The organism is Peribacillus sp. FSL M8-0224, from assembly GCF_038003055.1.
GTDB classification, from domain to species: Bacteria; Bacillota; Bacilli; order Bacillales; family DSM-1321; genus Peribacillus; species Peribacillus frigoritolerans.
This window is the reverse complement of the sequence record NZ_JBBOOJ010000001.1, coordinates 730,720-750,077: the sequence shown is the minus strand read 5'-3', so window position 1 is coordinate 750,077 and position 19,358 is coordinate 730,720. Positions and strand designations below refer to the sequence as shown.

22 protein-coding genes are annotated in these 19,358 nt (G+C 42.6%); 3 read left to right on the top strand and 19 right to left on the bottom strand.

Annotated features, from left to right (window positions below; genetic code table 11):
* Positions 1 to 14: 14 nt before the first annotated feature.
* The 13 genes from MKX49_RS03575 to MKX49_RS03515 all read right to left on the bottom strand — a co-directional run bounded on the left by MKX49_RS03575 (position 15) and on the right by MKX49_RS03515 (position 11,033).
* A complete protein-coding gene (locus MKX49_RS03575; protein ID WP_340875033.1) occupies positions 15 to 791 on the bottom strand; it encodes an enoyl-CoA hydratase-related protein in 777 nt (258 codons plus the stop codon).
* Between the two features lie 66 nt (positions 792 to 857).
* Positions 858 to 2,066: an acetyl-CoA C-acyltransferase gene (locus tag MKX49_RS03570; protein ID WP_340875031.1), complete on the bottom strand. Its 1,209-nt coding sequence runs from the start codon at positions 2,064 to 2,066 to the stop codon at positions 858 to 860.
* Positions 2,063 to 2,935, bottom strand: coding sequence for a 3-hydroxyacyl-CoA dehydrogenase (locus MKX49_RS03565; RefSeq protein WP_048678764.1), 873 nt, complete (start codon positions 2,933 to 2,935; stop codon positions 2,063 to 2,065). The genes MKX49_RS03570 and MKX49_RS03565 overlap by 4 nt, the downstream gene beginning before the upstream one ends.
* A gap of 118 nt (positions 2,936 to 3,053) precedes the next feature.
* Complete coding sequence (locus MKX49_RS03560; RefSeq protein ID WP_340875027.1) at positions 3,054 to 4,574, bottom strand: aldehyde dehydrogenase family protein; 1,521 nt, start codon at positions 4,572 to 4,574, stop codon at positions 3,054 to 3,056.
* A 23-nt stretch (positions 4,575 to 4,597) separates the two neighbouring features.
* Positions 4,598 to 5,371 (bottom strand): enoyl-CoA hydratase-related protein, encoded by a 774-nt coding sequence (locus MKX49_RS03555; RefSeq protein ID WP_340875024.1) that lies wholly within the window; start codon positions 5,369 to 5,371, stop codon positions 4,598 to 4,600.
* A gap of 10 nt (positions 5,372 to 5,381) precedes the next feature.
* Positions 5,382 to 6,158 carry an enoyl-CoA hydratase/isomerase family protein gene (locus tag MKX49_RS03550; protein WP_048678754.1) on the bottom strand — a complete coding sequence of 259 codons (777 nt, stop codon included), beginning with the start codon at positions 6,156 to 6,158 and terminating at the stop codon, positions 5,382 to 5,384.
* Positions 6,155 to 6,460 (bottom strand): EthD family reductase, encoded by a 306-nt coding sequence (locus MKX49_RS03545; RefSeq protein ID WP_034314904.1) that lies wholly within the window; start codon positions 6,458 to 6,460, stop codon positions 6,155 to 6,157. Before MKX49_RS03545 ends, MKX49_RS03550 begins: the two co-directional genes overlap by 4 nt.
* A 20-nt stretch (positions 6,461 to 6,480) precedes the next feature.
* Complete coding sequence (gene paaD, locus MKX49_RS03540) at positions 6,481 to 6,978, bottom strand: 1,2-phenylacetyl-CoA epoxidase subunit PaaD (RefSeq protein WP_054397354.1); 498 nt, start codon at positions 6,976 to 6,978, stop codon at positions 6,481 to 6,483.
* 24 nt (positions 6,979 to 7,002) lie between these two features.
* Entirely contained in the window at positions 7,003 to 7,803 is an 801-nt protein-coding gene (gene paaC, locus MKX49_RS03535; protein WP_340875021.1) for a 1,2-phenylacetyl-CoA epoxidase subunit PaaC, read from the bottom strand.
* The gene (gene paaB / locus MKX49_RS03530) at positions 7,793 to 8,152 is read right to left on the bottom strand and encodes a 1,2-phenylacetyl-CoA epoxidase subunit PaaB (RefSeq protein ID WP_034314912.1); all 360 of its coding nucleotides are present in this window, start codon (positions 8,150 to 8,152) and stop codon (positions 7,793 to 7,795) included. Before paaB ends, paaC begins: the two co-directional genes overlap by 11 nt.
* A 17-nt stretch (positions 8,153 to 8,169) precedes the next feature.
* Complete coding sequence (gene paaA, locus MKX49_RS03525) at positions 8,170 to 9,126, bottom strand: 1,2-phenylacetyl-CoA epoxidase subunit PaaA (RefSeq protein WP_048678742.1); 957 nt, start codon at positions 9,124 to 9,126, stop codon at positions 8,170 to 8,172.
* Positions 9,127 to 9,254: 128 nt separating this feature from the next.
* Positions 9,255 to 9,494: a ferredoxin gene (locus tag MKX49_RS03520; protein WP_048678740.1), complete on the bottom strand. Its 240-nt coding sequence runs from the start codon at positions 9,492 to 9,494 to the stop codon at positions 9,255 to 9,257.
* 210 nt (positions 9,495 to 9,704) lie between these two features.
* The gene (locus MKX49_RS03515) at positions 9,705 to 11,033 is read right to left on the bottom strand and encodes a phenylacetate--CoA ligase family protein (protein WP_048678737.1); all 1,329 of its coding nucleotides are present in this window, start codon (positions 11,031 to 11,033) and stop codon (positions 9,705 to 9,707) included.
* 262 nt (positions 11,034 to 11,295) lie between these two features.
* Here MKX49_RS03515 and MKX49_RS03510 point away from each other — a divergent pair, with 262 nt between their 5' ends.
* Genes MKX49_RS03510 through MKX49_RS03500 form a run of 3 tightly spaced genes read left to right on the top strand, consistent with a single transcriptional unit; the run spans position 11,296 to position 13,657 of the window.
* The gene (locus MKX49_RS03510) at positions 11,296 to 11,649 is read left to right on the top strand and encodes a DUF485 domain-containing protein (RefSeq protein WP_340875016.1); all 354 of its coding nucleotides are present in this window, start codon (positions 11,296 to 11,298) and stop codon (positions 11,647 to 11,649) included.
* Positions 11,646 to 13,196, top strand: a complete 1,551-nt coding sequence (locus MKX49_RS03505; protein WP_063596777.1) for a solute symporter family protein — start codon at positions 11,646 to 11,648, stop codon at positions 13,194 to 13,196. Before MKX49_RS03510 ends, MKX49_RS03505 begins: the two co-directional genes overlap by 4 nt.
* Before the next feature lie 14 nt (positions 13,197 to 13,210).
* Positions 13,211 to 13,657, top strand: coding sequence for a PaaI family thioesterase (locus MKX49_RS03500; protein ID WP_323597866.1), 447 nt, complete (start codon positions 13,211 to 13,213; stop codon positions 13,655 to 13,657).
* A 285-nt stretch (positions 13,658 to 13,942) separates the two neighbouring features.
* Here MKX49_RS03500 and MKX49_RS03495 read toward each other — a convergent pair whose 3' ends face one another.
* From MKX49_RS03495 to allE, 6 genes are all read right to left on the bottom strand, one after another.
* Positions 13,943 to 15,205 carry a pyridoxal-phosphate-dependent aminotransferase family protein gene (locus MKX49_RS03495; RefSeq protein WP_340875012.1) on the bottom strand — a complete coding sequence of 421 codons (1,263 nt, stop codon included), beginning with the start codon at positions 15,203 to 15,205 and terminating at the stop codon, positions 13,943 to 13,945.
* A 14-nt stretch (positions 15,206 to 15,219) separates the two neighbouring features.
* Complete coding sequence (locus MKX49_RS03490) at positions 15,220 to 15,381, bottom strand: hypothetical protein (RefSeq protein WP_340875010.1); 162 nt, start codon at positions 15,379 to 15,381, stop codon at positions 15,220 to 15,222.
* A 109-nt stretch (positions 15,382 to 15,490) separates the two neighbouring features.
* Complete coding sequence (locus MKX49_RS03485) at positions 15,491 to 15,799, bottom strand: hypothetical protein (protein WP_340875007.1); 309 nt, start codon at positions 15,797 to 15,799, stop codon at positions 15,491 to 15,493.
* A 688-nt stretch (positions 15,800 to 16,487) separates the two neighbouring features.
* Positions 16,488 to 17,792 carry a uracil/xanthine transporter gene (locus MKX49_RS03480; protein ID WP_340875006.1) on the bottom strand — a complete coding sequence of 435 codons (1,305 nt, stop codon included), beginning with the start codon at positions 17,790 to 17,792 and terminating at the stop codon, positions 16,488 to 16,490.
* Positions 17,793 to 18,009: 217 nt separating this feature from the next.
* Positions 18,010 to 18,393: a cupin domain-containing protein gene (locus MKX49_RS03475; protein WP_207117649.1), complete on the bottom strand. Its 384-nt coding sequence runs from the start codon at positions 18,391 to 18,393 to the stop codon at positions 18,010 to 18,012.
* A 128-nt stretch (positions 18,394 to 18,521) separates the two neighbouring features.
* Positions 18,522 to 19,286, bottom strand: a complete 765-nt coding sequence (gene allE / locus MKX49_RS03470; RefSeq protein ID WP_048678712.1) for a (S)-ureidoglycine aminohydrolase — start codon at positions 19,284 to 19,286, stop codon at positions 18,522 to 18,524.
* Between the last annotated feature and the right edge of the window lie 72 nt (positions 19,287 to 19,358).

Genomic DNA, 19,358 nt, shown 5'->3' with positions numbered 1-19,358 from the left:
ATGAAAGCGCAATATTATTCACCAGTAAATCGCGCTTTTCTCCGTTCACTAAATGCCAGGAGCGCTTCCGATCTATCTTGAGTCGGAATGGTCAATTCATAGGCTTTTCCTTCTATAGCCATTCCCGTTTGCAAGTCCGTATTCATTCCTTGGTCAATCGCATATTTGGCTTGTTTGACTGCAATCGGTCCATTCTTCATGATATTGGCTGCCAATTCCTCACAGGCTGACATAAGACGATCCCTTGGCACGACCTGCAAAAGGATCCCTAATTGACATGCTTCTTCCGCAGTCAATTTTTTAGCGGTGAAGATCAATTCCTTCGCCTTCATTTCCCCAATCAATCTCGGCAGCCGCTGTGTCCCGCCTGCTCCCGGAATAATGGCCCAGCTAGTTTCAGTGAGCCCCAAAGAAACACCTTCCGCAGCAATTGCAAAGTCACATGAAAGCAGCCATTCAAATCCTCCCCCCAATGCATATCCATTGACGGCAGCCATTGTCGGCTGCGGAAGCCCTGCGATACTATTAAAAACATCGCGTATCGCTTTAACGTTCCTTCTTACTTCTGTATCGTTCAAAGACTTCCTTTCTTTCAAATCCGCTCCCGCGCTGAACGCTTTTTCCCCTGCACCGGTGAAAATGACGACACGGATATCGCCGTCATAATAAACGGCATCGATGACTTCCTGCAGTTCACAAAGTGTCTCATAGTCGAAGCAGTTCAATACGTCGGGCCGATTCACTGTTATATAGCCGATTTGATTTATCACTTTATAAATAACCTTGGACATGAGTCTCCTCCCCTTTTGAAAAAATGACCCTTATGCAGATAAAATTAATAAGGGCCCTACGCTTAATCATTCTTTATCAATATTTTCTATAATGGCGGATATGCCTTGGCCGACACCTACACACATCGTCGCAAGGCCATAGCGTACTTTCCGCTTTTTCATTTCGTGGACGAGTGTTGTTAAAATACGCGCCCCGCTTGCACCGAGCGGATGGCCAAACGCTATTGCACCTCCGTTGACATTCACTTTCTCCTGATCCAATTTCAATTGGCGGATGCACTCCAAGGATTGGGAAGCAAATGCTTCATTCAATTCGACCAGCCCGATGTCTTCAATCTTCAAACTTGCCCTCTCCAATGCTTTTTTAGTGGCATGAATCGGGCCAAGGCCCATAATGGACGGTTCCAAGCCCGCTACCGCCCCTACAACATATTTGGCCAGAGGCTTCAATCCAAGCTCCCGTGCTTTTTCTGCACTCATCAAAAGCAGTGCCGAGGCTCCATCATTTACACCTGAAGCATTACCGGCGGTTACAGTGCCGCCTTTAAAGATCGGTTTGAGTTTTTCCAGCTTTTCGATGGTCGTGTCAGGACGAGGGTGTTCATCTTTATCGAAAATGACCTCATTCCCTTTTCGATCCGTATATCGAACAGGTACGATTTCATTAATGAAACGCTCATTTTCCACTGCGTTTTTCGCCCTTTGCTGGCTTTGATAAGCGAATTGATCTTGGTCCTCCCTTGAAACAGAAAAACGCAGGGCGACGTTTTCAGCCGTTTGAGGCATGGAATCCGCACCATACATTTCTTTAAGTTTCTCATTCGTGAAACGCCATCCGATCGTTGTATCCTGAAGCTCCATTGAACCCCGCGGAAATTCACTCTCAGGTTTGGCCATGACGTACGGCGCCCTTGTCATGCTTTCAGTACCCCCTGCGATATAAATATCGCCTTCACCGACTGCAATCGAGCGTGCTGCATACATGACGGCATCCAATCCGGATCCACATAAACGATTTATTGTCGTTCCAGCTACATTTACCGGAAGACCAGCTAAGAGGGCGGACATCCGGGCCACGTCGCGATTATCCTCTCCCGCTTGATTTGCATTCCCGAAGATGACATCCTCAATTTGATCAGGCGGCAGCTCTGGATTGCGATCCACCAGCGCCTTGATTACAATTGCGCCGAGATCATCCGGGCGAACGCTTTTCAATGCGCCTTTATATCTTCCGATTGGTGTTCTCACAGCATCAATGATCACAACATCCTTCATTTCCTCACCAGCTCGCCATCTTTTGTATAATCGTACACACCTTTACCAGACTTACGGCCGAGCCTGCCAGCTTTAACATACTGTTCAAGGAGGGGAGCCGGGCGGTATTTCTCACCCAGTTTACTATGTAAATATTTTAAATTATTCAAACGGGCATCCAATCCCACCAAATCACCTAGCTCAAATGGTCCCATTGGGTAATTCAGCCCTAACTTTATTGCCTTATCGATTTCTTCTGGTGTTCCTAAGCCTTCTTGAAGCATAAAGAACGCTTCATTACCTACCAAACAGCTGATCCTGCTTGTAACAAACCCAGGGAATTCATTTATGACCACGGTCTCTTTCCCCATTTTTTCGGCTACCTCTTTTATTATGGCTGCCGTTTCATCGCTTGTTTCAAGACCACGTACAATCTCAACGAGCGGCATCCTTTGTACAGGATTGAAAAAATGCATGGCAATCGTTTTTTCGGGACGCTTTCCATAAGAACCGATTTCTGTCGGACTCATCGTGGAAGTATTGGTTGCAAAGTAACAATCTTCTTTTGCATGGACTTCAATCGTTTCGAAGACTGCCCTCTTGATTTCCGCCTTTTCCGGAACTGCCTCTATGATCAAGTCGGCATATGCTGCTGATTCTTTCAGATTGGCAGAATAGGTAAATCTGCTTTTTGCAGCTGCCGCTTCTTCCTCCGTAATTTTTTGGTAGCGCAAACCCTTTTCAAAAATGGAATCGATTTCGTTTCTTGCACTTTCCAAAGCATCCTGATTCACATCCACCAATACTACATTAAAGCCCCCTATTGCTCCTACATAAGCTATTCCCCTGCCCATGACACCAGATCCGACAACCACTAGATTACTAATCATTCGTTCATTCCTCCTTCAAAAATAAATAGGGCTGGCTGCGGATGAATCAGATAAGCATTCAACCATACCTGAATTACTTTTCCGACATACCGTTCAGCCAGCCGTCTATTTTTTTGTTTTATTGAATTCCAAATGGATTTAAGGGACGGCTTCCATGATAGGAAATGATGCTTTTCGTTTCTGTATAAAGATCAAGTGTCTCAATGCAAAGTTCCCTGCCGAATCCTGACTGTTTATACCCTCCGAAAGGTGTTCCAGGAAATGCGGAGAATGGGCAATTCACCATGACGATTCCCGCTTCTATTTGATTGGCCACTCTAGTCGCACGCCCTCCATCTTTTGTCCAAAGGGCTGAACCCAAACCGAATTCCGTATCATTCGCGAGCCTCACAGCTTCTTTTTCATCTTTGAATTTCATTATGACAACGACCGGCCCGAATATTTCCTCTTTCACTACATCCATTTCATGATTGACATTCGCTATGACCGTCGGCTCATACCAATAACCGTTTTCGAAACCTTCAATGACCGCTGGCTTTCCTCCCGTCAGGATCTTCGCTCCATCAGTAATGGCAGATTGGACATAATTGTCGATGACATCCAATTGCCCTTGATCTATGACTGCACCGATGTGTGTTTCTTTGTCGAGCGGATTGCCCAATTTCAATTTTTTCGTCTTTTCTACGAATCTGGCAACGAACTCATCGTATATGTCTTCGTGAACGTATAAACGGGATCTAGCTTCGCAAGACTGCCCAGTATTATAAAAAATTCCATATAATGATCCATCGATGGCTGCTTCAAGGTCTGCATCTTCAAAAACAATATTAGGGGACTTGCCGCCAAGCTCCAATGTGACCCTTTTTAATGTCTGTGAAGCCTTGCCCATAAGATCCCTGCCGATTGGCGTAGAACCCGTGAAGGCCACCTTATTCACTTTCGGATGCTGAACAAGGTAATTCCCTACGTCCGATCCAGGACCTGGAATGATATTGACCACGCCAGAAGGAACACCTGCTTCTAAACAGATTTCCCCTAAAACAATGGCCGTCATCGGCGTTAACGAGGCTGGCTTAACGATTACTGAACAGCCGACTGCGATTGCAGGTGCAATTTTCCACGCTGCCATCATCATAGGGTAATTCCATGGGATGATTTGGGCACAAACGCCTACTGGCTCTTTTTCCGTATAGTTATGGAATTGACCAGGCACATTATTCACAGATCCGCGGTGTGCAACTAACGCTCCTGCATAAAACTCGAAATCTTCAATTGCCTGCATGACTTGGCCTTGTGCTGCAGAAATGGATTTGCCGCTGTTCAGGACCTCCAATTCAACCAATTCATTAAAGCGTGAACGCATGATCGCTGCAATTTTGTTCAAAACACGTGAACGTTTATTAATCGGAGTCCTCTTCCATTTCCCATTATCAAATGCTTCGCGTGCAGCTTGAACAGCTTTTTCTGCATCTTCCTTGGTCGCCTTTGCAACCTTGGCAATGATTTCACCAGTCGCAGGATTGTACGCATCAATCGTGGAACCATCCGAGCTTTCCACTCTTTCCCCATTAATGATCAGATGATAATAATCACGCTTCATTTCCGCTTTTTCAAATGCCGCCTCTTGTACTCTAACCATGTAATCCCACTCCCTTTTCTATATTACTTGCCTATGAAATGAGCTTTCCTTTTTTCAGTGAATGCTGCCACACCTTCTGCATAATCCTTCGTTAAGCCAGCAATGCGCTGACCCTCCGCTTCTTCTTTTAAGTATTCTTCCAATGAAAGATGATAGGACGCCTCTAAGTATCTTTTGATTAATCCGATTGCCTTCGTTGGCTTGTTTGCGATATTCTCTGCAAAGGCTTTCAAATGCTCGTTCCACTCATCCACACCGATCACTTTTGTAGCGAGCCCGATATTTTTCGCCTCGCCAGCCGTAACCTTTTCGCCCAATAAAGATAATTCCAGGGCTTTCGCATGACCAACGATTCGCGAAAGGTAATACAGATTCCCCGAATCAGGAATCAATCCAATATTGACAAAGGCATTTAAAAAACTGGCTTTTTCAGAAACAAGCCGAAAATCGCATGCCAGCGCCAGGCTGAAGCCAGCACCTGCAGCCACTCCATTGACTCCTGCAATGATCGGTTTTTCACAGTTTGCTATTTGCTCCATCATCGGACCGTAATCCTCACGCAGCTTCTGGCCTAAATTCATGCCCTCATCAACATCCGATAAATCCTGCCCCGAACAAAATGCCCTGCCTTCCCCAGTAATGATAATGGCCCGGACTTCATCTGCCCCCGCGGATATTTTGATCGCTTTCTGTATTTCCTTATTCATTTGGGACGTAAAGGCATTTAGTTTATCAGGACGGTTCAAAGTAAGCCAAGCAACTCCATTTTCAACACTATATTTGATTGTTTCGTACATAGAGCACCCCTTATCCGCCTGTGAATTTTGGCTCCCTTTTTTCAACAAATGCTTTCATTCCTTCTTTTTGGTCCTCTGATGCGAAAAGGATATAGAAATTCTTACGTTCAAATTGCATGCCCTCATTTAAGGGATAATCAACGGCCTTATTGATGGATTCTTTGATCAGCCTTACAGCTAACGGGGGTTGCTTTGCTATCTTTCTAGCAAAATCAACCGATTCTTCCATTAACAATTCAGGTGCCACGATCTTATTAATGAAACCATATTGCAGGGCTGTCTTTGCCTTTATCCTTTCAGCCGTCAATATCCATTCAAGTGCCTTCGTCTTGCCTACCAATTTCGTCAACCTTTGGGTTCCTCCTGCACCAGGCATGACCCCTAGTGTCACTTCAGGAAAGGAAAACTGGGTATCGCTGGCGGCAATCAGGAAATCACAGGATAAAGCAAGTTCAAAACCACCGCCGAATACAAAACTTTTCACCGCACCAATCACAGGCTTCTTGACTAGGCTTATTCGGTCCCAATCGGCAAATTGGTTCGTTAACTCCATACTGATTGGATCATCGTTCACCATCTCATCAATATCAGCTCCAGCGGAAAATGCTTTTCCATTGCCCGATAGCAAAATCACCTTCACTTGTGGGTCCCGGTCGAATTCTTCCATGGTCGAAACTATTTCCCTAACCATTATCCTGTTAAGGGCATTAAGTTGCTTAGGCCGATTTAAAGAGATATAACCAATTCCATCCGCGATTGACGTTTCGATGAATTGAAGCGCATTCATTTTATTTCTTCACCGATCATCATCGTTACAAGTTTCCCGGCAAAGCCCATTAGGTCTTTCCCTGATGCTTTTCCTTCCGGGGAACGCATTCCTTGTTGCAATGCATCATGGTCTTCATAATACATTTCACAAAGAATGTAATACTCAGAGTCTTTGCCCATTGGGGTCCCTACAATTTTAGTGACCTCCATTTTTTGAAGACCAGGAATTTTTTCCGTTATCGGACCATGTACATTGAAGTAGTGCTCATCGAATTCTTCCTTGTTTTCAGGTTGTTTATAAAGGGCGATTAGTTTTACCATTTTAGAAAACCTCCATTTTATTAGATAAGTTTTATCATCGGTTTCATCGCTTCGAACGGATTTTTGCATGCTTTACAATATAAAATGCTGCGGCAGGCCGTAGGACCGAAGATATTTTCCATCGTGACATATGTCGATTCACAATATGGGCAATCCACATGCCATGATCCATCACTTTTCATTTGTCGAGGAGGAGGGGAGATTCCGAAAACCTTCAATCCAGCTTTCCCCTTTTCCGTAATTCGATCGGATGTCCAGGAAGGGGAACGTAAAAATTCCACACTTACATTTTTTACGGCAGGCAGCTGTTTAAGGGCTGTTTCCACATTTTTTTGAATGATCGACAATGCCGGGCACCCTAGAAAAGTTGGCAGCATTTTTACCGAGACGTCCTGACCCGAAACCGTCACGTCTTCAACCATCCCTAAATCCAATATACTTACTGTATCGATTTCGGGATCTTTAACGTCTTCCAGGAGCTTATATATTTCTTCTGTGTTTAACTGTACGGTCGACATGGTACCCCTCCCCTTTCTATTGAATTACCATGAAGCTGCTTTATCAGTTGCGTATACTTCACTTAACGTTTTTAGCGCCTTTTCCAAATCTTCCGTATGCTGGCCATTACGGCCATCACCTCTTGCCATCCCTATTTGAATCGTTGCTGCCAAGCCGACACTTTCAAAAATCGGGGTAATGGCCTCGATCCACTTTTTCTGTAAAATAGCTTCCCCCTCTATCAAGCCGAGCTCAACCATTTCCTCCCCATATTGTCCAAGTGAAAATACGCCAGCAAAATCGGACATTGTTTTCCCGATCGCCGCTTTCATTCTCGAAACCGCTTCCAAGTGACCAGATCCCAGCAATTGGACGAACCAGGTTTTCCAGTGCATCAAATGATAGTAAAGTTCCATCTGTACCTTTTGTGCCACTTCAGCAAGCGGTTCATATGAACATGAATGAAGGGATTGAACCTTAATTGCTTTGGCTTGGGTATAAAAATAATTCCGCACTACCGCAAACGCCCAATCATAATCCGGGTCTTTCATATAGTGACCAGGACCATTGACCAATTCGAGAATGATCGCATTGCGCCGTTCCTTGGCGGGACGGTCATGAGCCAGCTTATCCGCATCCCCTTCACCGAGTTCATCAAGTAACTTATAATAAATGGCTGCATGCCCCATCGTGTCTTGGGATATCGAGGCGGATGCAACATCTTCTTCGATATGCGGTGCGAGTCCCAACCATTCTGCACCACGGTATGAATGGATGAAGTCATCGTCCGCCAGTTGAAGCAGCAATTCCTTGATTGCGATGTCCTTCAATGATTCATTCCTCATTTTTCACACCTCCAGCCCAAGACATTATCTCTTTTTCATCGAGCATTCCCTGCTCATACTTCCGCCATTTTTTCTTTAAATACCCGTACCCTTTTGTGGTCCTATAGTCTTTATTATCGATACGTTGAAGCGTTTTCTTTTCCTCGGCCGTCATTTTCCGTATATTCCGTCTTTTCACGACCCAGATATCATCAACCGCTTCACGTCTCATGAAGTTTTCTTGTGCCATCATGATGGCGATATCCTCATTCGGCGCCAGCAGGCTGAAGTGGTATTGAACGGGTGATGATTGCGTTTTACGGCTGAATACTTCAAATTCTTCAAAGTAATTTCCTTGTCTAGTTTCCATATCGTCCTCCCCCTCCCTTAAATGACCTTTGGCGCCAATGCCTCGCGTACCCATTTATTTTTTTCATAAGAATTTCTTCGAAGACTTAAGCGATCCTGCGATCGGGGACCTTCATTCCTTGCGAACACCTTCAATTTCCCCCAATCGGGTTGTTGGTAAATCCAGGTTTCAGACTCTTTGTCAAACCTAAGTGTTTCATCTGGAATGCTGAAGCCAAGTGAAAGGATCCGCTTCACATATTTGGAAAAAAAAGCTTGTCGAAGTTCTTCATTCGTACTGGTTCTGATTTTGTACTTGATCGTTATATCCTGTTTGGATGTGCCCACTTCATTCTTACTGGGAGGTCCAAAGAAAAGTAATAAAGATTCCCACCAATAATTGATGGAGTCTTGAACCAATTTCCTTTGTTCTTCCGTCCCTTCAGCCAAAGCCATGATTATCGCTTCACCATGCTGCGCGTGAAAAACTTCTTCCGCGCAAATCCTCTGTAATGCCCGGGCATAAGGTCCATATGAGGCGCCAAGCATGTTCGTCTGGGAAATGATGGCTGCACCATCAACCAGCCAGCCAATCAATCCAGCATCGCCCCAGGATTTTGCTTCCATATGGAAAACATTATGAAACTTTAAATCTCCTTTAAACAAATCTTGCATGAGGTCATCCCGTTTTTTACTGTAAGGCTTTAGCAAATCCTCGGCGACGCGAAGCAATAATTGCCCATGCCCCATTTCATCCTGCACCTTTGCCATGATTCCAAGTTTCCTATTTAAGGTCGGGGCTTTAGGTACCCATTCCTTTTCTGGAAGCGCCCCCATGATTTCACTGATTCCATGCATCGATATTAATTTGATTAAAGTGCCCCGGTATTCTTCCGGCATCCAATCATCCGCCTCTATCTTTTCTCCCGCTTCGATTCTGGCAATGAATTGATTTAGCTTTTCTTCTCCTGCCATATCATTTAAAAGAACGTTCATCCAAATCACCTCTTTTTTTCTAGTATAACGTTTATATAACGTTATTATATTTTACTGTTATATTTAATGCAAGACTATTCTGTCTTTTTTTAAAATAAAAGGAAGTTTTCTGGGTTTATTTGAATCTTTTAATCCACTAAAACTTTAAAGGGCGAAGTTTCCACTTTGATAGAATCTGTCGGACAACCCTCCACTGCATCATCCAGATCATCAAATAAACCTTCCGCGACCTCTGCAGTTCCTTCATTTTCATCCAGGATGACAAATGCCACTCCCTCATCATTGTAATCAAAGATTTCAGGTGCAGCGGCACCGCATGCACCGCATGCAATGCAAGTTTCTTGATCCACAACTGTATATTTTGACAAGAGGCCCTCCTCCTTCTCCATTTCATGATTGGCTCCATCTTCTCTTCCATTAAGAGATAAACCGATATTTAAACACGATTGCATCCGCTTTATGTATGGCGTTTACTTGTTCAATTTCTTCAGATCCACTTATTCCAATCGATACTTCAGCTGGAAAGAACTGAACGACAGAATCGTCCGGTTTCAACATGCATGTTCATGGTATGGCATTTATAAACGAATGACTTCATCCTTCCGCTTATCAACGACACGAATCGCTTTTCCTTCTGATCGGGGAATGCTTTTTGGGATGTTGACAACAATATCCATCGTGACAAGACATGCTGATTTCAAATGATGCTGAATCGTTTTCCTTAATATCTCTACATTCCCATGCGTTAAGTCTTCTTCAATCTCCCTGTAGAAACCGCTTTCAATTTCAATGTGCAGTTCAACACCGTCCATATTCCCCTTCTTAACCAGATGAATCTGATAGTGCGGCACAATTCCCTCCATTTGGAATAACACACGCTCTATTTCAGATGGAAATACATTCACTCCCCTGACTATGATCATATCATCCGTTCTGCCCTTAACACGGGACATTCTAGTTGTCGTACGCCCGCATTTACACGGTTCATGTGTAATTGAGGCGATGTCACCTGTACGGTAACGAATGATCGGAAGCGCTTCCTTTGTAAGACTGGTAAAGACAAGTTCCCCATCTACGCCGTCCTCAACCCGTTCAAGCGTGTCCGGATTAATGACCTCGACAAGAAAATGGTCTTCTGCGATATGGAGTCCATCCTGTGCTTCATGACATTCAATCGCCACTCCCGGCCCCATGATTTCACTTAATCCGTAAATATCGATGGCTTTCAATTTCAGTTTCCTTTCAAGAGTTGCCCTCATTGCCTCCGACCATGGCTCAGCTCCGAAAATCCCATACTCAAGCCCATTATCAGCAGGATCGATTCCCATCTCTTCCATCTTTTCAGCGATATTCAAAATATAAGTAGGCGTTCCGCAAATGCCTCGCGGTTTAAAGTCATTGATGATCGTAATCTGCCTATCGGTATTCCCCCCTGAAATGGGTACTGTCGCAACTCCTAGCTTTTCTGCCCCGCAATGCAAGCCCAGCCCCCCTGTAAACAGACCATATCCATATGCGTTATGGAAAATATCTGACTTGCGGCCTCCTGCAGCTACAATTCCACGTGCGACGATTGTTGCCCAGTTTTCCAAATCATTTTTTGTATATCCGACAATTGTAGGCTTTCCGCTCGTTCCGGATGAACCATGAATGCGTGTTACATCCTCCATCGGAACGGCAAATAAACCGAATGGATACTGATCACGAAGCGTCTGTTTTTTTGTAAAGGGAAGCTTTATCACATCGTTTAGAGTTTGAATATCTTCTGGTTCCAGGCCCATCTCTCTAAACCTTTCTCTGTAATAAGGTACATTTTCATAAACATGGCTAATCGTTTTTTTAAGGCGTGCCATTTGTAGACTTTCCATTTCAGCACGCGATGCCGTTTCAACTTCCGGATTGTACATTTTTTCAGTCCCCCTCAATTTACTATTGTCCAACCGACATTCATAACAGTAATAAAACGGAGATTAAATTATTGTTATGATTTAGTTCAAGATTAATACGTCATTTCTACGTTGTCAATCATGTTTTTATAATTCAGATAAAATGGCTGAATAGACAAAATACTAATTTACTAAATTTTCAGACTATGTTAATTTTAACAATGATATATCATTTTATCAAATACTCGTTTTAAAAGCGTACTACACTAAAAGGGGGCTTACCATGGAATCACAGGCTAAAACTGGGCATTCGCCATCAGGACATGACAGAGGAAATAAGTATCGTCAATTAATTGAAACGGAAGAATTCAAGGAACTAATCCAAAGGAAAAGAGCTTTCATCGTACCTGTCACTCTCTTTTTTCTTGCTTTTTATTTTGTTCTGCCAATTTTAGCTGCTTATAGCGAAGTGTTGAAAGGCGAAGCCTTCTTCCATATTACTTGGGCTTGGGTATACGCACTCCTCCAATTTGCCGTCGTATGGATAGGGGGAATCGTCTATATAAAAAAAGCAGCGAAGTACGACAAGATGGCTAAAAATATCTTAAATAAATATGAGAAGGAGCTTGGCGAATGAGCATTTTATCCCTCACGCTTTTTTTGGGCATCATCTTGTTAACGCTTACTATAACCTATTACTCTTCTAAGAAGACGAAAAATGCCAGTGATTTTTATACGGCCGGCGGCGGATTGACAGCATGGCAGAATGGATTGGCCGTGGCAGGTGACTTTATGTCAGCCGCATCTTTCCTCGGAATTACGGGGGCAATCGCACTGATTGGTTTTGATGGCTTTTACATGAGCATCGGGAACCTTGTTGCCTTTCTTGTCTTATTGTATCTTGTGTCGGAACCACTACGCAATCTAGGTAAGTTTACGCTGGCAGATATGATTTCAGCACGCTTCAAATCAAAAAAAGTGCGAGGGATAGCTGCGGCTAACACACTTGTCATTTCAATCTTTTACATGATTGCCCAACTTGTCGGTGCAGGAGGATTAATTAAACTCTTGCTGGGCATCGATTATTGGCTATCCGTTCTGCTTGTCGGTGTACTGATGACGATTTATGTGATTTTCGGAGGGATGACAGCGACAAGCTGGGTGCAGATCACCAAAGCGGTTCTCTTGCTAGGCGGTTCTGCTGTGTTGACGTTCATCGTATTTTCACGTTTTAATTTCAACATTTCAGAGATGTTTCATCATGTCCAAACTGCAACACCGCTCGGAAAGGATTTTTTGAATCCAGGAAATAAATACACCGATGGACTCGACATGATTTCATTTAATATGTCGCTTGTCCTTGGAGCAGCCGGCCTTCCGCATTTACTCGTCCGCTTCTTTACAGTAAAGGACGCAGCTACTGCAAGGAAATCCGTCGTATATTCCACATGGTTTATAGGGGTATTTTTCATCATGACGATTTTCCTTGGTTTCGGCGCTGCATCTTTCGTCGGGTTTGAGCGGATCGTCGATGCAAACCCGGCTGGAAACATGGCCGCTCCTCTTCTTGCATTAACCATAGGCGGTGAATTTTTATTCGCATTCGTTTCTGCTGTAGCATTTGCCACGATTTTAGCGGTTGTATCCGGTCTCGTTTTAACATCGGCATCCGCTTTTGCACATGATATATACGGTGAAATCATCAAGGATGGAAATATTACGGGAAAACAGCAAGTACTCGTTGCCCGATTGGCTTCTGTCGGCGTAGCGGTCATTTCGATTCTACTTGCTTTATTCGCACAATCAATGAATGTCGCTTTTCTTTCAGTCCTCGCGCTTGGGATTGCTGCCAGTGCCAATTTACCGATCATCCTTTGCACAATATATTGGAAACGTTTCAACTCAACCGGAGCGATCACAGGAATGTCATGCGGGTTACTCAGCTCCATCATACTGGTCATGCTTAGCCCCAATGTATGGAATCCGGAACCTGGAATGGGGATTTTCACAGGCGATCCCCTCTTCGCGATGAGCAACCCGACCATTTTCACCGTGCCGCTCGGCTTTATTGGAGCTTATTTAGGCACAATCTTGTCAAAGGCAAAAGATGAGGAAAACAGTTTTGCTGAAGTACTGTTCAAATCAAACACCGGATATGGGATAAGTTCAGCAAAAGACCATTAATAAGGGGGATTTCCATGACCACACATTTAGATAAGGATATTCACGAATTGCATTACGATCAAATCAAACAAGTACTGGTCGACGAACCATATGCTTCTTTTCTAGGGATGAGATTGACGAAACTCGGTCCCGGCACAGCGGAAGCAGAATTGATTCCAAGTGACCACATGCTAAATAGCCACGGAACGGTTCATGGTGCCATTATCTTTTCACTTGCTGATTACGTGTTCGCAGCAGCCAGCAATTCATATGGCAAAATAGCGGTTGGCGTTTCAAACAACATCAATTTCTTATCAGCTGGCAAACGGGGGGAGACTTTAATTGCCAGAGCGGAAGAGATCAAGAAAAACCATAAACTGGCCTGGTATAAAATAGACGTGTTAAATGAAAGGGAATTGATTGCAACCATGGAAGCGATGGTATTCAGGAAAAATCAATATTTCGTCGACCAAGTTGAATAAGTAACGTTTGAAACCGGACAAGCAATCCATTTGTCCGGTTTCCTTTCCCTTGATTTGCCAAGGATACGTACGCATAGAAAAAAAAGGGGGATTCCCGATTGGAATCCCCCCCCTCTATTTTATAACCCTTCTTCTAGTTATTGACCGCAATACTGGAACCTATCACTATTAACGGCTCCCCGCACTCCCGTTCACTTATCCCATCCGTCTGATAAGCGATTTTCCCTCTATGCCTTCCCGATGATCATGGCCAGGTTTGCTGAAATCCACATGGACATCCATTATTCAAAGAGACCGTTGTGATGCTACCATTTTCTCCTTCTTTCCTACATATACATCCAGTGCAGCCTGCAAAGCCTCTCCCCGATTAACTTGGAACCCCTTGCGCAAAAGGACAGCTTCCAAGGAGGCCAATACAAACAGGATGTTTTCTTTCCTGCAACTGAATCCCATGGTCCCGATTCTCCAGATTTTCCCGTGAAGCGGTCCAAATGAGGAAGCGATTTCGATGCCAAATTCATTCAACAGCATGTCTCTTACAGCTTCACCATCGATTCCTTTTGGAATTTCAATGCAAGTTACACACGGAAGTTTGTTTTTCCCATCCCCGAATAACATTAGTCCCATTGCCTTGATCCCTTCAACGAGAGCTGCTTCGTGGAGTTCATGACGGGCAAAGCGTGTTTCCAGACCTTCTTCGAGCACAAGGCGCAATCCTTCACGTAACGCATAAATCATGGAAGTTGCTTCTGTATGATGATTCAAACGACGCGGTCCCCAATAATCCTGCAGCATGCTTAAATCGAAATAATTACTGGCGATCGGACGGCTGAGCGAAACCTGTTGGTTGTCTTCATCCGTGGCAATACCACGTTCCACCTTTTTGCGGGACTGGATGATTTCTTCTATTCGCTCATTATACGTAATCGGTGCCATACCGGAAGGAACGGACAAGCATTTTTGCGTCCCTCCTATCAATCCATCAATACACCATTCATCCACCTTAACATCGGTGCCCCCGATGGAGGCAACCGCATCCACAATAAGCAGGACACCCAATTCACGGCAGGCCCGCCCGATTTCCTTCAAAGGCTGCATACAACCAGTGGAGGTTTCCCCATGTACGATTGCTGTTATTTTTGGGGAGACTTTCTTGATTTCCGCAATGACTGCTTGCGGTTCGAACACTTCTCCCCCAGGACATTCCATCGTATGGACTTCAGCTCCATATCGCTCACAGATTTCCACCAATAAATGACCGAACCTTCCGAATATAGGCACCAGGACCTTATCCCCCGGCTCAATGATGCTGCAAAGAATCGCTTCATTACCAGATCTTGAGGTGCCATCAATCGGGAACGCCCATTTATTTTTCGTTTGAAAAACCAAACGCAGCATTTCCATCACTTCATTCATGATAGTGGTGAATGCAGGATCGAATTGCCCTAATATCGGTGTGCTCATCGCCCTTAAAACACGCGGGTCAACTTCGACCGGTCCTGGTGTCATGATCGTTCTCATCGGTGCATTCAATTCTGAATATGCCATTTTTATCAACTCCTTCAATAGGCTATTTTATAAAGTATTTCATTCAAAAATCCGATTCCCTTATCCATATCTATCGCAACAGGTTTGACATCCCTCCATTGTGAACCCCCAGCTTCATTTCCGCTTTCTTTGCCAGGGAATCGAGAGTCGAAAAGTGTCCTTACAAAACCTTTCAAAAACCTATTCCTCACCGATGCCGTTCGGAACATTGAATTCCGAAGCCAGACGACAGCATCCTTCCTGTATGAATGGGAGTGGTGCCCGCATGATCACTCTTAATGATTTTCACCGTATAAAGGCGCTGCCGACAATATGGCTGACGCCGTCATATTCCACCCCATCCTTGTCCGTTTCCATATGGGAACTGGTCAGAATGATTCCACCGGAGGCCCCCCTAAAGCATACACTATCAAAATATATAATAAGTTTTTTCCCATCCTCAGCTTTCATTGCCTGCTGAGCGCTCATCCTTTCCTTGGAATATAATATCCGGGTCCCCCCATTACTCTCTGTTTCCCCGAAAAATGCTAACCATCTATCATCGAACGCAACATCATCCTTTTCATCTATTAATTTTTCGTTTTGATTGCCCATCATATCGCTTCCCTTCGCAATAGCCTTTGATGTCATGAACATTCACAAAATTTATGTCATCTATTATTTTACTTGCTTTCGCATTTAACTTCATTGACAATTTTGTTAGTATTTCGGTGTTTTTTTGTGCAAAATAACCAAATGAAAGACAACCAATAATGTGTATATATACAGATTTCTATGATCAAAAGAACTTTTGTTATAGTCAGCTCCTTATCATATTGACTGGTATTTTTGATAAATTAAGAAACTAGTTCTATTTATGCCAGCCAAATTAACTTTTGATGGACTGCAAACCTAAAAAGATGATGTCTTATCTTTGTTACAACTAATTCACATATGTTTTATTTGCTTTTTCTTTTTATAAAGAATTAGACCAAAATGGGGAACAAGTAATCGTGATACTTGTTCCCCATTTTATCGAATAATCACTTATTTTAATCCGAAGCCCCGTATGAATTACTGGTAGAAGTTAAGATATGACACTAAGCTAAGCCTCATGAAAATACTTAATTTGTTTTCGATTTCAAGTTCTCAAATTTATTGTTTTGTTTTCTTATAATCAATTTCAAGTTTATCGTTAGAGATGTCCAATCGTATGAACACCTTTTTTCTTCAATCGTAAAATGAAATCCCATTTTTTTTAGAATAATCACCTTATGTTTCCATTATCAGGTAGATATATCGGTTACTGCTCGACTTCCAACTTATTTGTTAACTTGTTCCAATTAATAAATTTTTCCAAAAAGATCGATATAATGACACCCATAATGAGACCATTTGTAATGAAAGGCTGCAAGAGGACAGGTATACTGCCGAATAATGCTGGCGGGATATTCATAATGCTAACTCCAACTAGGACTGGCCCCGCTAAACGGAGTATCGTTTCAGAGTTGAATAACGTTCCTTTCAGGCTGTTTAATGCGGTCCCGAATAATTGAAGGTATGCGACAAATAAAACAGCGTTACCTATTGTTAATGGTATTGTTCCTAAGAATCTCCCTAATGGCGGAATAACTCCAAGGAGAGTAAACAAAAATCCGCTTATAATGAATGGCTTTCGTTTGAATAACTTGGTACTTTGTAAAAAACCTATCGTAGATGTAAATGGTGTAAAAGGGACCAAGCCAAAAATCGAAGTGATAAACGCAAAAATACCTGTTACAAAAATAGATCTCCTGTATTGACTATGTTCCACCTTTTCCTTGTAAACATCTGCAACAGCTTGAATAGAAGCGAAAGAATTCGTTAAATTCAGAAGGACCGCAAAAAAGGAAACAAAAATAATACCAATATTCAAGTTTGGAGTTCCAAGTGGAAAGAAAGTGAATGCCATACCTGAAGAGCTAGCCGTCGGAAGATCTGAAGGGAAAATAATTCGATATAATGACCATCCTACGATAATTCCGATCAGGATTGAGAAATTGCCAAGTATTTTCCCTCCTTTAATCCTTAAAAAGCCAACGAAGATAACTATCAAGATTGAAAACAAACTGACAGGGAGATCAATTGTTCCACTTTCGGTTATTTTAAACATACCTTTGAAGAAAATAAAGATGAGCTGAAAGGTCAGTAAAAATATATAAACACTTATCACCATCGGCTTAATTACTTTTTGTATGATATAAATCAGGTTAAATGCCGCAAGCAGTACGGTTACAGCTCCAGCCAGCAAAATACCTGTTGCAATTCCTCCTCCTACGGTTGCAAAATCCAATCCGAGTGCAGATGCAGAGATGCCCATATTTATCATCAGACCCCACATTAGCCCCGAATGGCTGTCCAATAATGGATAACGATGTCCAATCCAGGCCTGCAGAATACAGGATATTCCTGTAAAGATAAAGGAGCATCTTATCGTCATTTCAATTGTTTCTGTAGGAAGCTGGAATGCTGCTCCTACAGAAATTGGTACGACAACCGTATTGGCAAAAATAAAAAAAAGCCACTGTAAAGAGGAGAATAATGTTACAGTAACTCCTTGCTGAGTCATCTTAATCATCACCATTTCCGATTTCTGGATTTTTATAAAATCTGTTTGCTAGTTTTTAAGGATGCTAATCGTAGAAATTACAACTCATCACTTTTTATAAATAAAAATATAAGCGAAGCGCTGTCTTCATTACAATCGCTTCGCCTTAATCACTTTTTTTGTTTTTTAAAGAAGAAACTTAAATTATTTTGTAATGTTTAATAATCTTAGCCTTTTTCTAATATCTTGTTATATCCATAGGCAATGCCCCTGCAGCAAAGCCTACAAACATGAATCGACTGTTTCCTGTATTACGCATTCCATGAATTTGATTAGGCTTGGCCAATACTACCATTCCTTTTCTGATCGTGATCTCATTCTCTAGATCAGGAAAGTATGTTCCTTCCCCCTCAATGCAGACCCAAATATCATCAACATTCGAATGGGAATGTAAAAATACTTCCTGCTCAGGTTCAAGACACCAAACTGCCCCAACTGTTTTATCCGTTTCATAAAAATAATTTTTTTGTGGTGCATTAGAATCGAATTTTGCTATTTTATCGATTTCAAAAACTCTTTCCTCAATTATCGACTTTTTGTTCAAAATTACATTCTGGTCCATACCTCGGCACCTCTTTTATATTTAATGGTTTTGAATTACACTTACCGGATCTCCCTAAAATACAATTCTGCCCGCATTAAATCTCTTGAAGTTGTCATCTACGCATTTCTTCTAAATGATGTGACCTTTTACAAGGATGCATCACGATTACAATCTTTAGAATAAACATATGTTAAATTTTCTCTGCCTACCGCATAGGCTGCTTGATGTACATATGGACCCATAAAAATGTAATCTCCTTTCTTTACAGGAACCCACTGATTATCCAGGTTATACATCCCTTCTCCCGAGAGTAAGTAGGCTCCATGTTCTTGCACATGTGTTTCGATGAATGGATGAGATGCAGCAGGATCAAAGGAAAGAATATGAAAATTCATATCAAAATCTATATCAGCAGGCAATAGATCCTTAAGATGGACATTATGCATATCATCATAAATCCTGAATTCAATGTTGTTAGCATGGTTTGAATAAACCCATGGCTTCCGTCCTTCAAGTGGACGATACTTTTGCTTATATAGGAATAGTTTAGAATCTCCATCCGATTGGTTTTCTAAATACATCTTTGTTCCTGGCGGACAGTATAAATAACCGCTTTCATCGAGGACAAACTCTTGTTCACCTGCAGCAGCTTTTATTTTCCCTTCAATAACATAGACAAATGTCTCAACATCTTCTTGTCCACCAAACCCTTCGCTGTTCTTTCCTTCCTTTTGCATTGTCACAATGTAATCGACAAAGCTTGCTCCAAGCTTTGGAGAACCCAAAATGGAAATGATACAATTCTCAAATCCCGGAACAACATTATTAACCAATCCTTCAGGTGCAATTAAAGCATATTTACCGTGCTCAATTATTGATCTGCTTGCTAATAAATCTTTAGGATAACCCATCTTTTAAACTCTCCTTTTAATCGTATTTTATTTGAAATATGTGACTCATGGTGTGCCCTGTTCCCGCTATAA

What these genes read in the sequence shown, in the direction of transcription:
- MKX49_RS03575 (WP_340875033.1), bottom strand. Translation starts at nt 791, where the DNA reads ATGTCCAAGGTTATTTATAAAGTGATAAATCAAATCGGCTATATAACA.
- MKX49_RS03570 (WP_340875031.1), bottom strand. Translation starts at nt 2,066, where the DNA reads ATGAAGGATGTTGTGATCATTGATGCTGTGAGAACACCAATCGGAAGA.
- MKX49_RS03565 (WP_048678764.1), bottom strand. Translation starts at nt 2,935, where the DNA reads ATGATTAGTAATCTAGTGGTTGTCGGATCTGGTGTCATGGGCAGGGGA.
- MKX49_RS03560 (WP_340875027.1), bottom strand. Translation starts at nt 4,574, where the DNA reads ATGGTTAGAGTACAAGAGGCGGCATTTGAAAAAGCGGAAATGAAGCGT.
- MKX49_RS03555 (WP_340875024.1), bottom strand. Translation starts at nt 5,371, where the DNA reads ATGTACGAAACAATCAAATATAGTGTTGAAAATGGAGTTGCTTGGCTT.
- MKX49_RS03550 (WP_048678754.1), bottom strand. Translation starts at nt 6,158, where the DNA reads ATGAATGCGCTTCAATTCATCGAAACGTCAATCGCGGATGGAATTGGT.
- MKX49_RS03545 (WP_034314904.1), bottom strand. Translation starts at nt 6,460, where the DNA reads ATGGTAAAACTAATCGCCCTTTATAAACAACCTGAAAACAAGGAAGAA.
- paaD (WP_054397354.1), bottom strand. Translation starts at nt 6,978, where the DNA reads ATGTCGACCGTACAGTTAAACACAGAAGAAATATATAAGCTCCTGGAA.
- paaC (WP_340875021.1), bottom strand. Translation starts at nt 7,803, where the DNA reads ATGAGGAATGAATCATTGAAGGACATCGCAATCAAGGAATTGCTGCTT.
- paaB (WP_034314912.1), bottom strand. Translation starts at nt 8,152, where the DNA reads ATGGAAACTAGACAAGGAAATTACTTTGAAGAATTTGAAGTATTCAGC.
- paaA (WP_048678742.1), bottom strand. Translation starts at nt 9,126, where the DNA reads ATGAACGTTCTTTTAAATGATATGGCAGGAGAAGAAAAGCTAAATCAA.
- MKX49_RS03515 (WP_048678737.1), bottom strand. Translation starts at nt 11,033, where the DNA reads ATGTACAATCCGGAAGTTGAAACGGCATCGCGTGCTGAAATGGAAAGT.
- MKX49_RS03510 (WP_340875016.1), top strand. Translation starts at nt 11,296, where the DNA reads ATGGAATCACAGGCTAAAACTGGGCATTCGCCATCAGGACATGACAGA.
- MKX49_RS03505 (WP_063596777.1), top strand. Translation starts at nt 11,646, where the DNA reads ATGAGCATTTTATCCCTCACGCTTTTTTTGGGCATCATCTTGTTAACG.
- MKX49_RS03500 (WP_323597866.1), top strand. Translation starts at nt 13,211, where the DNA reads ATGACCACACATTTAGATAAGGATATTCACGAATTGCATTACGATCAA.
- MKX49_RS03495 (WP_340875012.1), bottom strand. Translation starts at nt 15,205, where the DNA reads ATGGCATATTCAGAATTGAATGCACCGATGAGAACGATCATGACACCA.
- MKX49_RS03485 (WP_340875007.1), bottom strand. Translation starts at nt 15,799, where the DNA reads ATGGGCAATCAAAACGAAAAATTAATAGATGAAAAGGATGATGTTGCG.
- MKX49_RS03480 (WP_340875006.1), bottom strand. Translation starts at nt 17,792, where the DNA reads ATGACTCAGCAAGGAGTTACTGTAACATTATTCTCCTCTTTACAGTGG.
- MKX49_RS03475 (WP_207117649.1), bottom strand. Translation starts at nt 18,393, where the DNA reads ATGGACCAGAATGTAATTTTGAACAAAAAGTCGATAATTGAGGAAAGA.
- allE (WP_048678712.1), bottom strand. Translation starts at nt 19,286, where the DNA reads ATGGGTTATCCTAAAGATTTATTAGCAAGCAGATCAATAATTGAGCAC.